The organism is Pseudoxanthomonas sp. LH2527 (genome assembly GCF_022539275.1).
Taxonomy (GTDB): domain Bacteria; phylum Pseudomonadota; class Gammaproteobacteria; order Xanthomonadales; family Xanthomonadaceae; genus Pseudoxanthomonas_A.
On record NZ_JAKZBW010000030.1, the window covers coordinates 23,385 to 37,912 of the forward strand.

Annotated in this window: 7 protein-coding genes; 5 read left to right on the forward strand and 2 right to left on the reverse strand. The window is 69.1% G+C overall.

Translation table 11 applies throughout. The annotated features are described in order from the left end of the window. Positions 1–16: 16 nt before the first annotated feature. Complete coding sequence (locus MMG85_RS15275; RefSeq protein ID WP_241046807.1) at positions 17–283, forward strand: DksA/TraR family C4-type zinc finger protein; 267 nt, start codon at positions 17–19, stop codon at positions 281–283. A gap of 118 nt (positions 284–401) precedes the next feature. On the opposite strand, the gene MMG85_RS15280 is transcribed toward MMG85_RS15275, so the two are convergent. Beyond that, a complete protein-coding gene (locus MMG85_RS15280; RefSeq protein WP_241046808.1) occupies positions 402–857 on the reverse strand; it encodes a PA2169 family four-helix-bundle protein in 456 nt (151 codons plus the stop codon). Between the two features lie 404 nt (positions 858–1,261). Here MMG85_RS15280 and MMG85_RS15285 point away from each other — a divergent pair, with 404 nt between their 5' ends. Further along, positions 1,262–2,128 carry an HDOD domain-containing protein gene (locus MMG85_RS15285; RefSeq protein WP_241046809.1) on the forward strand — a complete coding sequence of 289 codons (867 nt, stop codon included), beginning with the start codon at positions 1,262–1,264 and terminating at the stop codon, positions 2,126–2,128. Positions 2,129–2,192: 64 nt separating this feature from the next. Here the strand turns inward: MMG85_RS15285 and MMG85_RS15290 are convergent, their stop codons facing one another. Further along, on the reverse strand, positions 2,193–4,268 hold the full coding sequence (locus MMG85_RS15290; protein ID WP_241046810.1) for a bifunctional diguanylate cyclase/phosphodiesterase: 2,076 nt from the start codon (positions 4,266–4,268) through the stop codon (positions 2,193–2,195). Positions 4,269–4,644: 376 nt separating this feature from the next. Between MMG85_RS15290 and MMG85_RS15295 the strand changes: the two genes are divergently transcribed. From MMG85_RS15295 to thpR, 3 genes are all read left to right on the forward strand, one after another. Beyond that, a complete protein-coding gene (locus MMG85_RS15295; protein ID WP_241046811.1) occupies positions 4,645–11,187 on the forward strand; it encodes a fibronectin type III domain-containing protein in 6,543 nt (2,180 codons plus the stop codon). Between the two features lie 209 nt (positions 11,188–11,396). Further along, a complete protein-coding gene (locus tag MMG85_RS15300) occupies positions 11,397–13,517 on the forward strand; it encodes a M13-type metalloendopeptidase (RefSeq protein ID WP_241046812.1) in 2,121 nt (706 codons plus the stop codon). Between the two features lie 417 nt (positions 13,518–13,934). Beyond that, entirely contained in the window at positions 13,935–14,525 is a 591-nt protein-coding gene (gene thpR / locus MMG85_RS15305; RefSeq protein ID WP_241046813.1) for an RNA 2',3'-cyclic phosphodiesterase, read from the forward strand. Positions 14,526–14,528 lie beyond the last annotated feature (3 nt).

Sequence of the window (14,528 nt, forward strand, 5' to 3'; positions counted from 1 at the left end):
GTGCGAGGAGACGACCATGGCAACCGGATGGGCCGGCGATGGCGCCGTGCAGGACCAGATCGATGCGACCGTCAAGGACGGTATCGAGCGTGCGCGTCGCGCGCTGCCGAAGGGACCGAGCCTGACCCACTGCGAAGAGTGCGGGAAGCCGATTCCGGTCGCACGCCAGCAGGCCGTGCCGGGCGTGCGCCTGTGCGTGAGCTGCCAGGAAGCGGCCGACCACGAGGAACAGGGCGCCGGCCTGTACAACCGCCGCGGCAGCAAGGACAGCCAGCTGCGTTGATCGGCGCGCGCTGCGTGGGATACACGTCCGGGTTCTCGGCAGATGCGTTTTAGTCGCCCCTTCAGGAAGAAGCCCCGCACGTGGCGGGGCTTCGTCGTTACCGCGTGGCGGGCGTGGCTCAGCTGGCGCGCTTGAGCACCTGCTTGCGGTCGCGCATCACGTTGTGGCACTCGCGGACGCTGGGCAGCAGGGCCTGGGCTTCGGCGCGGGCGGTGGCCGGCGTGTCTTCATCGCTGATCGTTTCGTTGAACGCCTTCAGCAGGCGGTCTTCCGACTCTTCCAGCTCGGCGACGTAACCGTAGGTCGTGTCGCCCAGCGTTGCGCGCACCTTGCCGTAGAACTGCTGCATGCTGCCCACCATGGTGCCGTGCTCGGCCGGTGAACCGCCGGTGGACGCCACCACGGCGCTCAGACGCGCGACGATGTCCTGCTTGACGCCGGCGATGCGCGTGAAGAGCGCCGCCAGCTCCTGGTCCTTCACCTTGCCGGCGGCCTCGGTGTAGAAGCTGTGGCCGTCGCGGGCGATCTCGATCAGATCGTTGAGGCTGTGCTGGATCTTCTTCTGCGTGTTCATCATGAACTCCTGTCGTGGGATGGAGAGGGCGTGTTGCGCCCTTGGGAGACAACTTCCCCCATCGCACATCAACATCGTGTGACCGCGCGAGTGAAGCATTCATGCATGTCGTTCCCGCGCGAAGCGTTAGTGAAATTTTCATGAGCGTGATGCGAAAGGCGAAAGGGAGACCACGCCATCCATTCGAAAATCGCGTGCATGCGTGATCACGACGGCAGTCTGTTCGTGTCAGGGTTTCAGCTTCGCCGTGTCGGACACTGCGGCACCGGAACTCAAGATGCGCGCACCGCGGCCGCTACGATGTCGTCGACTATGCAATCGCAGGTGCGCACGTGGCATTACGGGCAATCATGAGCGGGTGGTGGAAGCGGGAACGGCGCCAGGCCGCGATATCCAGCGTGGCCATGGCGCCACACGCCGATATCACCGGCGTCGTGGCGGCCGAGCACGCGGCGCCTTCGCGCGACTGGGCGGGGCCGCTGCTGCGGCTGGCGCACCTGGATACCGATGCGTGCCTGTCGCCGGAAGACAGTCGAGCGGTGCTCGCGACGGCCCGCGGCGCGCTGGCGCGCTTCGCCGATGATCCGCAGCGGCTGCCGCGGCGACCACAACTGTTGCCACAACTGCTGGGGGCGCTGAACGATGACGACACCTCGGGCCGCGACATCGCCGGCATCATCGCGCGCGATCCGGCGCTGGCGGCCAACCTGCTGAAGCTGGCCAACAGTGCGCTCTACCGGCGCGACACGCTGGCAGTGGAAAGCCTGGACCGCGCGGTGGCGATGGTCGGCGTGGATGGCCTGCGTCATCTGGTCGCGGTGGCACTGATGCAGCCGGTGATGCGGGTGGAAGGCGGTGTGTTCGGGCGGCTGCCGGAACTGGTCTGGGAGCATACCCAGCGCACCGCGCTGGTCGCGGCACGGCTGGCCGGTCCGTCGGGTCGCGAAGCGGTCTTCGCCGCCCAACTGCTGGCGCTGCTGCAGGGCCTGGGCGCCATCGTCGTGGTGCAGGTGCTGCGCGATGCGGCGGCAGGATCGGCGGGGCGCGTGCCCGATGCGGCCGCGATGGCCAGGGTGCTGCACCGCTGGTCGCCGCGACTGGGATGCGCCGTCGCCCGCGAGTGGGGCCTGTCCGAGCGCTTGATGCAGGCCCTGCGCGAGCAGACGGCGGACGACGTGGCGACGCTCGGTCCGCTCGCGCGTGTGCTGGCCAGTGCGGCGCCCGAAGCCGGTGACGCGATGGAGAATCCGCCGGTAGCCAACGCGGCCTGAGGCCGGGCGCGTTGTTCGTCCAGCGTCGGTCGACGCGCGCGCTTATCGCGGCGGCGGCATTGCCTCAGGCGCGCTGGCGCGCCGCCTGCGCCGCGAACAAGGCATCGGCTTCCATCGGTTCGCCCATCAGATAGCCCTGGTAGAGGTCGCACCCCAGGCGTCGCAGTTGCTGGCGCTGGCCGAGGGTTTCCACGCCCTCGGCCACGACCCGCAGGTTGAGCGTCTTGCCCAGGGCGATGATCGACGACACGATGGCGGCGTCTTCGGCATTGGATTCCAGCTCGCGCACGAAGGCGCGGTCGATCTTCAGCTCCGATGCCGGCAGCCGCTTCAGGTACAGCAGGCTGGAATAGCCGGTGCCGAAGTCGTCGATGGAGATCTTCACGCCCATCCGCGTGAGTTCATCGAGGATGCCGAGGCTGGCGTCGGCATCGCGCATGGCGGTGGTCTCGGTGATCTCCAGCGTCAGGCTGCTGGCCGGCACGTCATGCCTGCGCAGCGCATCGGCGACGATCGCCACCAGGTTGGGCGACGAGAACTGGAGCGGCGACAGGTTGATCGCCACGTTCGTCACGCCGTGTCCTTCCTCGCGCCAGGCGCGCATCTGGCGACAGGCCTCGTCCAGCACCCAGTCGCCGATGGGCAGGATCAGGCCGCTGCGCTCGGCGGCGGGAATGAAGGCGCCCGGCGCCAGCAGGCCGAGCTCGGGATGCCGCCAGCGCAGCAGCGCCTCGGCACCGACCATGTCGTAGTGCGGTGCGGAGAACTTGGGCTGGTAGTACAGCACCAGTTCGTCGCGCTCGACCGCGCGCCGCAGTTCGTTCAACAGCTTCAGCTGCTGGTGGGCGCTGATGTTCATCGAGGGCGCGAAAAACGTGTATCCGTTCCGGCCGTTGTCCTTGGTGTGGTACATGGCCGCGTCGGCATGCGCCATCAGCTCGCGCTCGCTGTCGCCGTCGGACGGATACAGCGCGATCCCCATGCTGGCCGTCACCTGCAACTCGGCGCCGTGGACGTGCAGGGCGGTGGTGCCGATGGCGTCGATGATCCGCTGGGCCACCATGGCGGCGTCCTCGGGGTCGGTGGCGGCCACCACCAGCACGAATTCGTCGCCGCCCAGCCGCGACAGCGTGTCCTGGCCGCGCAGCAGGCCGCGCACACGCGTGGCCACCTCCACCAGCAGCGTGTCGCCGGCCTGGTGTCCGTAGGCATCGTTGATGCCCTTGAATCCGTCCAGGTCCAGGAACATGACCGCGAACTGTTCGTGCTTGCGCCTGGCCTTCTCGATGGCCTGCTCGATGCGGTCCTGCAGCAGGATGCGGTTGGGCAGGCGGGTCAGCGGGTCGTGCAGCGCGGCCTGCAGCAGTTCCTCGTTGGCGCGCGCCAGCGAATGCGCCAGGTGGTGCGTTCGCGAGTGCATCTGCCGGTCCAGCACCGAGACGATCAGCGCGATGCCCATGATGGCCACCGTCGCCACCACCACCAGGATCGCCAGCCACTGGGTGGGCACGCCGCCGTCGCGCGCGGCGCCACACCAGCTGTCGGTGGGAAACTGCGCCGCCGCCATGCCGGTGTAGTGCATGCCGACGATGGCGAAGCCCATCACCACCGCCGCGAGCGCGCGCAGCAGGTACTTGCGGCGACCACCGCTGCGCAAGTGGAAGGCGATCCAGAGCGCCGCACCGGACGCGGCCACCGCGATCGCGATGGACAGCGTGAACCAGCCGGGGTGGTAGTCGATGCCAGGCTGCATCTGCAGCGCCGCCATGCCGATGTAGTGCATCAGCGCGATGCCGCTGCCCATAAGCACCGCGCCCAGCAGCAGCCGGCGATGCGGTAGCTGCGGCCGCGACACCAGCCACAGCGCGAACGCCGACGAACCGACCGCGGCCAGCATCGAGCAGAAGGTGAGGGTGAGGTCGTATCCCAGCGGAATCGGCAGATCGAAGGCCAGCATGCCGACGAAATGCATCGACCACACGCCCAGCCCCATCGCGAACGCGCCACCGGCCAGCCACCAGCGCGCCGCCGTGCCCTGCGTGGTGGCGACACGGCCGGCCATGTCGAGCGCGGTATACGAGGCGAGGATGGCGACCAGCAGGGAGAAGAGAACGAGGATCTCGTTGTACGTGCCGGTCATGGGGAGGATCGTGGCCCGTGGGGAGGGCTCTCCAGATGACGGTATCGGCGCCGTCTCGCTGTTCTTGAGCGTCGCATCGCAGCGCAGGCGCGTGCAGCCTGGGCCTGCTCGGCAGCAGCGAGGTTCACCACGGCACAGTGCTTGCATGACAGGCATCGCGGGATCAGGTGAGCGCGAGCACTGGAGCAGGCGCGGCCGTGCCGCTAAGATGCGGTACGAATGCTGCCTTCCGTCAAGCGGAAGGGCAGCGTTCGATCCGGCATGTCGGGGACGTCATTCTTCAAGGCGGGCATGTGCGGGCGATGCGGGTGGGCGCCGACCGGCGTTTCGCCGTCTGTTGCGGTCAAGCGATCACGTTGTGTCGGGGGAAAACCACATGTTGCCTTACCTTTGCGGCGCTACGCGCCGTGCGCCCGCGTTCGTGCGACTGCTTGGCCACGGCCTGTTGGCCTGTTTGATGCTGGCCGCAGTACCGGCGGGCGCGGCGACACTGACGTTCACCAGCGACACCGGTCTCGGAGACGGCATTGCCTCCGACGGTGACGGCGGGTCGGGCGATATCCCCGGGCTGTCGATACAGGTCTACAACATCAGCAACGTCAGCGGCGCCAGCGTCGGCGTGATCCACTGGCGCGACGGCGCCTGGATCTCCAGCGACGATTTGGGCTATTCGGCCCTCACCTTCGATGATGGCGCGAATGGGTTCACCAAGGGCATGGCGGTCCGCTCTGCGGACGGCAGCGAGTTCAAGCTCACGTCGTTCCGGTACTACAGCTGGGGCGAGACCTCGCCCATGACCAATACCGTCGTGGGCTACCGGGACGGCACCCAGGTGGCATCGATGACTTTCCAGGGCTACGATCCGGACGGCACGCCGCAGACGGTGTCGTTGGGGCCGACGTTCTCGTATGTGGACGACGTCAGGCTGTTCACGTCCGCGGGTGGCGTAAACGGGGGTGCGGGCAGTTGGCACTCGATGAACAACATCGTCATCGATCCAGCCATACCGCCGGATACCACGCCGCCGACCGTCGATTCGGTGACGTCCAGTGCGACAAACGGTACCTACAGCGTGGGAAGCGTCATCGCACTGCAGGTGGCTTTCAGCGAGAACGTCGATGTCGTCGGCACGCCGCAGCTGACGATCGAAACCGGTACCACCGATCGTACCGTCAACTACACGAGCGGCAGCGGCAGCAGCACGCTGACCTTCAACTACACCGTACAAGCCGGCGACACGGCGGTCGATCTGGACTACGTGTCGACCACATCGTTGTCGCTGAATGGCGGCGCGATCCGTGACGCCGCCGCCAACGTTGCCACACTGACACTGCCTTCACCCGGAGCGGCGGGCTCGCTCGGTGCGAACAAGAATCTGGTGATCGACGGCGTCGTGCCCACGGTCACGTCCATCACTTCGTCCACATCGAATGGCGCCTATGCATCCGGTGCGGCGATCAGCGTGCAGGTCAATTTCAGCGAGTCCGTGACCGTCATCGGCACGCCGCAGCTGACGCTGGAGACCGGCAGCGTCGACCGCGCGGCCAACTACGCCAGCGGCAGTGGCACCAGCACCTTGACGTTTGCCTACACCGTGCAGGCTGGCGACGTCAGCGGCGATCTCGACTATGTGTCGACGAATTCGCTGGCGCTGAACGGCGGCACGATCAGGGACGCCGCCTCCAACGACGCCTCGCTGCTGCTGGCCACACCGGGCACGGCCGGGTCGCTGGGAGCCAACAAGGCGTTGGTGGTGGATGGGGCACCGCCCGCCGTCACCGGCATCACCGTGAGCGGTTCGCCTGCGGGCACCGCCACCAGCGTCACCTTCACGGTGGCGTTCAACGAGTCGGTGGCCAACGTGTCGACCGATGACTTCGCGCTGGCGACGACGGGCACGGCCACGGGCACGATCAGCAGCGTTTCGGCGAGCAGCGGCACCTCGATCAACGTCACCGTGAGCGGCATTGCCGGCAACGGCGACCTGAGACTGAATCTCAACGGGTTCACCGATATTGCGGACGCGGCCGGCAACAGCGGGCCCGCGGCATTCACCAGCGGGTCAACGCATACCGTCGCCATTCCCACCGCGCCTTCCGCGCCGACCATCGGCTCGGCCACGGCCGGCGATGCCCAGGCCAGCGTCACCTTTGTCGTGCCTGACAGCAACGGCGGTTCGGCGATCACCACGTACACGGCCACCGCCAGTCCCGGCGGTGCGTTCGGCACGTGCGCAGGGCCGGCCGCCTGTACCGCCACGGTGGCGGGGCTCAGCAACGGCACCGCGTATACGTTCACCGTGACTGCGACCAACGCCATCGGAACGAGTGTCGCGTCGGCGGCGTCGAACGCCGTCACGCCGAAGGGCAGCCAGACGCTCACCTTCGCCAACCCCGGCGCACAGAACTTCGGCACCACGCCGACACTGCCGGCGACATCGACCTCGGGACTGGCGCCGAGCTTCAGCTCGTCGACCACCGGCGTCTGCACGATCACGGCGAGCGGCACGCTGACCTTCGTCACCGCGGGTACCTGCACGATCGATGCCGACCAGGCCGGCAATGCCGCGTGGAATGCGGCGGCCACGGTGACGCAGACCTTCACCGTCAACGCGGTGACGCCCGGCGCGCCGACCATCGGTAGTGCGACGGCGGGCGACACCGAGGCCACGTTGTCGTTCACCGCGCCAGCGTCCACCGGCGGCGCGTCGATCCTCGCCGGAGGCTATACGGTCACCGCGAACCCGGGTGGCGCGACCGGCACCGGCTCCAGTTCGCCGATCACCGTGACCGGGCTGACCAATGGCGTGTCCTACACGTTCACGGTGACCGCGACCAATTCCGCCGGCACGGGCGCGGCCTCCGCCGCCTCGAACAGCGTCACGCCGGCGTCGCCGCAGACCATCACCTTCAACAATCCGGGTGGGCAGATCTTCGGCACCTCGCCGACGCTCGGCGCGACGGCCAGTTCCGGACTGCCGGTGTCGTTCACCTCCGCCACGCCGGGCGTCTGCACGATCACGCCGGGCGGCACGCTGACCTTCCTGTCGGCGGGCACCTGCACGATCGACGCCAACCAGGCAGGCGACAGCAGCTACCTGCCGGCGCCGCCGCGCAGCCAGTCGTTTGGCGTCCAGCCCGTGGTACCGGCGGCACCCACCATCGGCACCGCGATCGCAGGCGATACGCAGGCGAGCGTTGCGTTCGCCGCCCCGCTGAACATCGGCGGATCGGCCATCACCAGTTACACCGTGACCGTCAACCCGGCCGATGTGGCGCCGATACAGGGCGCGTCGTCGCCCATCGTCGTCACCGGCCTGACCAACGGGCAGGCGTACACCTTCAGCGTGACGGCGGACAATGTGGCGGGCACGGGTCCTGCGTCGGCGGCCTCCAACAGCATCACGCCGGCGGCGACGCAGACCATCACTTTCAACAACCCCGGTGCGCAGAACTTCGGTACCACGCCGACGCTGACCGCAACATCGGATTCGGGCCTGACGCCGACGTTCACTTCGTCCACGACAGGCGTGTGCACCATCACCAGTGGCGGTGCGCTGACCTTCGTTACTGCGGGTACCTGCACGATCAACGCCGACCAGGCAGGGAACGGCACTTACCTCGCCGCTCCGCAGGTCACCCGTACGTTCACCGTCAACGCGGTAGTGCCGGGCGCGCCGACGATCGGCACGGCCACGATGGCCAGCCCGACCGAAGTGGACGTGGCGTTCACGGCGCCGGTCAGTACCGGCGGCATCGCCATCACCGGATACACGGTGACCGCCAATCCGGGCGGAGCCACCGCGAGCGCGGCCGGCAGTCCGATCCGCGTCACCGGCCTGACGCCGGGCACCAGCTACACGTTCACCGTGACGGCGACGAACAGCGCGGGCACGGGTCCGGCCTCGGCGGCGTCCAATGCCGTGGTGACGGCGGCGACGCAGGTCATCACGTTCGCCAACCCGGGTGCGCAGGACTTCGGCACCGCGCCGACGCTGTCGGCGACGGCGGATTCGGGATTGCCGGTGAGCTTCGCTTCGACGACGCCATCGGTGTGCACGGTCACGTCGAGCGGTGCGCTGACGTTCCTCACTGCGGGCAACTGCACGATCACCGCCGACCAGGCCGGTGATGCCAGCCATCTGCCTGCTGCGCAGGTCAGCCAGACGTTCGCGGTGAATGCGGTGGCGCCCGGTGCTCCCGTGATCGGCACGGCCACGATGGCCTCACCCACCTCGGTGACGGTGACGTTTGCCGCGCCGGGCTTCACCGGTGGCGCGCCGGTCACCGGCTACACGGTCACGGCCAGTCCCGGCGGCATCACCGCCACCGGTGTGGGAAGTCCGATCACGGTGAGCGGCCTGGCCAGTGGCACCGCCTACACGTTCTCGGTGACCGCGCAGGGCGGTGCGGGCAGCAGTGCGGCGTCGGCGGCGTCGAACGCGGTCACGCCGATCCCGGCACTCGATGTTGCGGACGCCAGCGCCACGCTGGCCTACGGTGCGCCGGCCACGCCGGTGACGCTGGTGGTCACGGGCACGGCGACCTCGGTCGCGGTGGTCACGCCGCCCGCCCACGGCACCGCGACCGCGAGCGGCACCACGATCACCTACCAGCCGAACCCGGGCTATGCCGGGCCGGACAGCTTCACCTACACGGCCAGCGATGCCTACCAGACGACCGCGGCCGCGACGGTGACGATCAGCGTCACGGCGCCGACCGTGGCGCTGGACGCGACCAACCCCGTGGACGGCACCGGCGGCAACGCTTACACGCATGCGTTCGTCGCCAGTGGCGGCGCATCGCCGTACACCTTCCAGCTAACCGGCGGCGCGCTGCCGGCCGGTCTGGTGCTGGGCACCGACGGCCGTATCAGCGGCACGCCGACGGCGGCGGGCAGCTTCAGCCTGACCGTCCAGGTCACCGACAGCAGCACGGGTCTGGGTCCGTTCACGACGCAGCGGCAGTACACCTTGCAGGTAGCCGCACCGCAGCTGGTGTTCGCGCTGCCGGTGCTGCCGCCCGCCACGCACGCCGGTGCGCTCAACCAGACGCTGACGGTCAGCGGCGGTACCGCGCCGTACACCTACACGGTGACCGCAGGCTCGCTGCCGCAGGGCGTGTCGCTGAGCGCTGTCGGCGTGCTGTCGGGTGCGCCTGCGCAGTCCGGCAGCTTCGCCTTCACCATCGAAGTGCGCGATGCGAATGGCTTCACCGGCGCGCAGGCGTATGAACTGGTCGTGGCGCAGGCGGCGCAGGCGATCACCGGCTTCGGCGCGAATCCTGCCGCACCGGTGTTCACGCCCAACGGCACGTTCGCGCTGGTGGCGACCGGCGGTGTCTCCGGCAATCCGGTGGTGTTCGCCAGCACCACGCCGCAGGTGTGCCAGGTGAGCGGTGCGACCGTCACCATGCTGGCCGCGGGACGCTGTTCGCTGACCGCCGACCAGGCGGGCGATGCCAACCACCAGGCGGCGCCGCAGGCACAACTGGAGGTGGAGATCGCCGCAGCCGTGCCGACGCTGGTGTGGCCGGAGGAGCTGCGCAAGGTCTATGGCGAACCCGCGTTCGACCTGACCAATCCGCAGAGCCCCAGTGCCGGTGCCTTCACCTTCACCAGCAGCGATCCGGACGTGGCCAGCATCAACGGCCGCACCGTGACCCTGCACGCGGAAGGCGAGACCGTCATCACCGCGACCCAGGCCGCCGCAGGCAGCTACGCCGCGGCAAGCGTGGAGATGCGGCTGCAGGTCGAAGTGCGTCCCGACCCGACCCGCGATCCGGGCGTGGTCGGCCTGCTGCAGGCGCAGGTGGATGCGAGTGTGCGCTTCGCCAATGCGCAGCAGTCGAACATCCGCGACCGCTTGCGCCAAGTGCGCAGCGGCGCCAACGCGTCCAGCAACACGGTCACGCTGGCGTACGCCGGTGGCGAGGACCGCCAGGGGCTGTCGGTACCGGTGGGGCAGGCGACGGGTGGCACGTTGCCGGCGCTGCCGCAAGGCTGGGGTGCGTGGGCAGCCGGTACGGCCACGTTCGGCAAGAGCGGTCGGGTGGGCGGCTACGACTTCCAGAGCGATGGCATCACGCTGGGTGCGGACCGTGCGGTCGGCGAGCATCTGCTGCTGGGCGTGGCGGGCAGCCTGGCGCGCAACGACAGCGATCTCGACGGCACCACGTCGCGGCTCAAGGCCGACCAGCGCTCGCTGGCGCTGTACGGCCTGTGGCGCCGCGGCGAGCATCTGTTCGTGGACGGCATGCTGGCCACCGGCCGCCTGGATTTCGACATCCGCCGCTGGAGCGATGACGCCGGCGCCCTGGGGACGGCCGCACGCGACGGCGAGCAGTGGTTCGGCTCGCTGGCGCTGGGCTACGAGCACCGTGGCGAACGGATGGCGCTGACCGGTTATGGCCGGTTCGACGCCAGCCGTACCACCCTCGACGCTTACCGCGAGTACGGGCTGGATATCTACGACCTGGCGTATCGCCGGCAGGAAGTGGAGAACAGCACGTTCGCGCTGGGCATCGAAGGCAGCTACCAGGTCGGCGGTGCGAACGGGCGTTACCGGCCGTTCTGGACCCTGGAGTATCGCCAGGCGATCGATGACAAGGGCGAGGCCGCGATGAACTACGTGGTGTGGCCGCATCCCACCGACTACCGCCTGGGCATGCAGAGCTACAACGACAACGCGCTGTCGCTGGCGGCGGGCCTGGACGTGAAGCTGCGCCCGGGCTGGCTGCTGTCCTTGCTGTTCGGCCACGAGCAGGCCAGCAACCGCACCCAGGGCAGCACCATTGGCCTGCGCCTGTCGTACGGGCAGCCGTCCAGTGGCGGGTTCGTGCGGGACGACGGCACGACGGCCAGTGAAGCCGCCCGTCGCTGCGGACGCCGGTGTGCGGACCCCTCGGAGGCGCCACGCTGAGCGGGCCGTCCGCAGGCCTCTGATCGCCTTCTGCATCACGGGAAGCCCGGCCATCGCCGGGCTTCCTTTTTTGCGATCTGTCGGCCGGTGCCCGGCACGTCGACCGCGCTCCCAGCACCTTTGGCACAGTCCGGAAACCGGCGGCAGCGCTACCCTCCCAGGCACGCCCGCGCGCGATGCGCGCCCGCCCTGACTTCCGGAGAACGCTGTTGAAGAAGACCCTGCTGTCCGCCGCCACCCTGTTGGCCCTGGCTACCACCGCCCCGCTGGCCGCCCACGAAGACCGCGCCTGTCTCGATGACGGCTGCACGCTGCAGTCGCTGTTCGCCGAATCCGACACCGGTGGCACGGCCGCCGGCGCGACGATCCCCGCCCGCCGCTTCGGCAGCTGGGGCATCGACACCGCCGGCATGGACCGCCAGGCCGAGCCGGGCACGGATTTCTTCCGCTACGTCAGCGGCACCTGGGCCGACACCACGCAGATTCCGGCCGACCGCTCCAGCTACGGCGGTTTCGCCATCCTGCGCGACCTGTCCGAGGCGCGCCTGCGCGTGCTGGTGGAAGGCTATGCGCTGGGCGATCCCGCGACCGGCGGCGACGCCGCCAAGATCGCCGCGCTGTACCGGGGGTTCATGGACGAGACCGCTGTCGAGGGCCTCGGTGCCAAGCCGTTGCAGCCGGTGCTGGCCGACATCCGCGCGGCCCAGGACAAGGACGCCCTGGCCCGGCTCATGGGACAGCGGGGCGGGTTCTACGACAGCTTCTTCAACCTCAGCGTCAGCGATGACCAGAAGAATCCGGACGTCTACGCGCTGTACCTGAGCCAGGGCGGCCTGGGCCTGGGCGACCGCGAGATGTACCTGCGCGAGAATTTCGCGCCGCAGCGCGAGCGTTACCAGGCCTACATCGCGCAGATGCTGCAGCTGGCCGGCTGGGCGCAGCCGCAGGACAACGCGAAGGCGATCCTGGCACTGGAAACCCGCATCGCCGAGGCGCACTGGACCCGTGCCGAGAGCCGCAACCGCGACAAGACCTACAACCCGCTGGCGCTGGCCGACTTCGCCACGACCTCGTCGGGCTTCCCGTGGGCCGCGTTCTTCACGGCGGCCGGCGTCGAGGGCGCGGACCGTGCGGTCATCCGCCAGGACAGCGCCATCCCGAAGATCGCCGCGATCTTCGCCGACACCGACGTCGCCACGCTGCAGGCCTGGCAGGCCTTCCACGCCACCGACAACGCGGCGCCGCTGCTGTCGAAGGACTTCTCGGTGGCGCAGTACGAGTTCCGCGACAAGTTCCTGTCCGGGCAGCCGCAGCAGCGTGAGCGCTGGAAGCGCGGCGTGTCCTTCGCCGAATCGGCGATGGGCGAAGCGATCGGCCGCGATTACGTGCAGCTGTATTTCCCGCCGGATGCGAAGGCCAAGATGGACGCGCTGGTCGCCAACGTGAAGGCGGCGATGGGCGCCCGCCTGGATACGCTGGCATGGATGAGCCCGGCAACCAAGGCCGAAGCGCACGCCAAGCTGGCCGGGTTCGGCCTGAAGATCGGCCATCCCGACAAGTACCGCGACTACAGCGCGCTGGTGGTGAAGAACGGCGACCTGTTCGGCAACGCGCAGCGCGCCGGCCAGTTCGAGTGGGACTACCGCCGCAAGCGCGTCGGCCAGCCGGTGGACAAGGGCGAATGGGGCATGACCCCGCAGACCGTCAATGCCTACTACAACTCGGTGAAGAACGAGATCGTGTTTCCGGCCGCCATCCTGCAGCCGCCGTTCTTCGATCCCGACGCCGATCCGGCGGTGAACTATGGCGGCATCGGCGGCGTGATCGGCCACGAGATCATCCACGGCTTCGACGACCAGGGCCGCAAGTCCGACGGCAAGGGTGTGCTGCGCGACTGGTGGACCGCCGAGGACGCGGCCAAGTTCGAGGTGCAGGCCGCCAGGCTGGGTGCGCAGTACGAGGCGTACGTGTTCCCGCAGCTGCCCGGCATGCACATCAACGGCCGCGTGGCGATGGGCGAGAACATAGGCGACCTGGGCGGCCTGACCATCGCGCTGGAGGCCTATCACCGCTCGCTGGACGGCAAGCCGGCACCGGTGATCGACGGCTTCACCGGAGACCAGCGCTTCTTCATGGGCTGGGGCCAGGTGTGGCGTACGCTGTGGCGCGACGATGCGCTGCGCCAGCAACTGGTCAACGGCACGCATTCGCCGGGCCACATCCGCGCCTTCGCACCGCTGCGCAACATCGACGCGTGGTACGACGCGTTCGGCGTGAAGCAGGGCGATCCGCTGTACATCGTGCCGCAGGACCGCGTGCGGATCTGGTGACCGCCTCGGGACGCCGCCCCAGCGGCGGCGTCCCGTCGTAGCGTGCGCCATGCGCACGACACGCGGCGCTTGGCGAATGCGTGCATGCGGCGGGTTGAATGCGGTCGTGCGCACGGCGCACGCTACGTACATACGGGACTCCTGAGTCGCGATGCCTGTGCCCGGCACGCGCGCTGAACACGGGTAGCCGCTCCGGAGGCGGCGCCCCTCGCTTTTCGTAGCGTGCGCCATGCGCACGAGGCACGCGCGGCATGCGGCATTCGTGCATGTGGGACGCGTGGAATGCGGTCGTGCGCATGGCGCACGCTACGTACACGCAGGCGGCCTCAAGGGGTCGCGATGCCCGTGTTTGGCTTGCATCGCCCGGCGCACGCACCGATGATGCGGGGCATCCTCGTTTCCCGTGCGTTTCGCGTCATGCCCGCCACCCCCGCGTCCACCCCGCAAGGCGACCTGTTCGGCGGCCCGCAGCCGGGCCGAATGCATCGCCTGTTCTTCGCGCTGGTGCCCTCGGCCGGCGAGCGCGAGGGCCTGCGGCATCGCGCCGACGACCTGAAGGCGGCGTTCCCGCAGGCACGCTGGGTGCGCCCCGAGCGCTACCACCTGACCCTGCATTTCCTCGGCGAAAGCGATGGGCCGCGCGAGGACCTGGTGCGCACGGCGCACGACGCCATGCAGGGCTGGCAGCCGGAACCGGTCGGGATCACCCTCGACCATCTGCTGTGCCTGGGCAATCCGAAGCAGCCCGCGCTGACGCTGGCGGCGCTGCACCCGTCGCCGGCGGTGGTGGCGTTCTGGCGCAATCTTCAGCAGCGCCTTTTGCGCGCCGGCTTCAAACAGCACGTGGGGCGCAGCTTCGTGCCGCACCTGACCCTGGCCTACGTGCCGCCGCGCACCGCGCCGGTGGACGTGCCGCCGTTGGTGCTGCACCCGCAGGGCGTGCATCTGCTGCAGAGTATCGAGGGCGAGGCGGACTACGACGTGCTGGGCGAGTGGCCGCTGGGGTGAAGC

Coding starts and splice junctions, on each gene's coding strand:
- MMG85_RS15275 (WP_241046807.1), top strand. CDS start 17: ATGGCAACCGGATGGGCCGGCGATGGCGCCGTGCAGGACCAGATCGAT.
- MMG85_RS15280 (WP_241046808.1), bottom strand. CDS start 857: ATGAACACGCAGAAGAAGATCCAGCACAGCCTCAACGATCTGATCGAG.
- MMG85_RS15285 (WP_241046809.1), top strand. CDS start 1,262: ATGGCGCCACACGCCGATATCACCGGCGTCGTGGCGGCCGAGCACGCG.
- MMG85_RS15290 (WP_241046810.1), bottom strand. CDS start 4,268: ATGACCGGCACGTACAACGAGATCCTCGTTCTCTTCTCCCTGCTGGTC.
- MMG85_RS15295 (WP_241046811.1), top strand. CDS start 4,645: ATGTTGCCTTACCTTTGCGGCGCTACGCGCCGTGCGCCCGCGTTCGTG.
- thpR (WP_241046813.1), top strand. CDS start 13,935: ATGCCCGCCACCCCCGCGTCCACCCCGCAAGGCGACCTGTTCGGCGGC.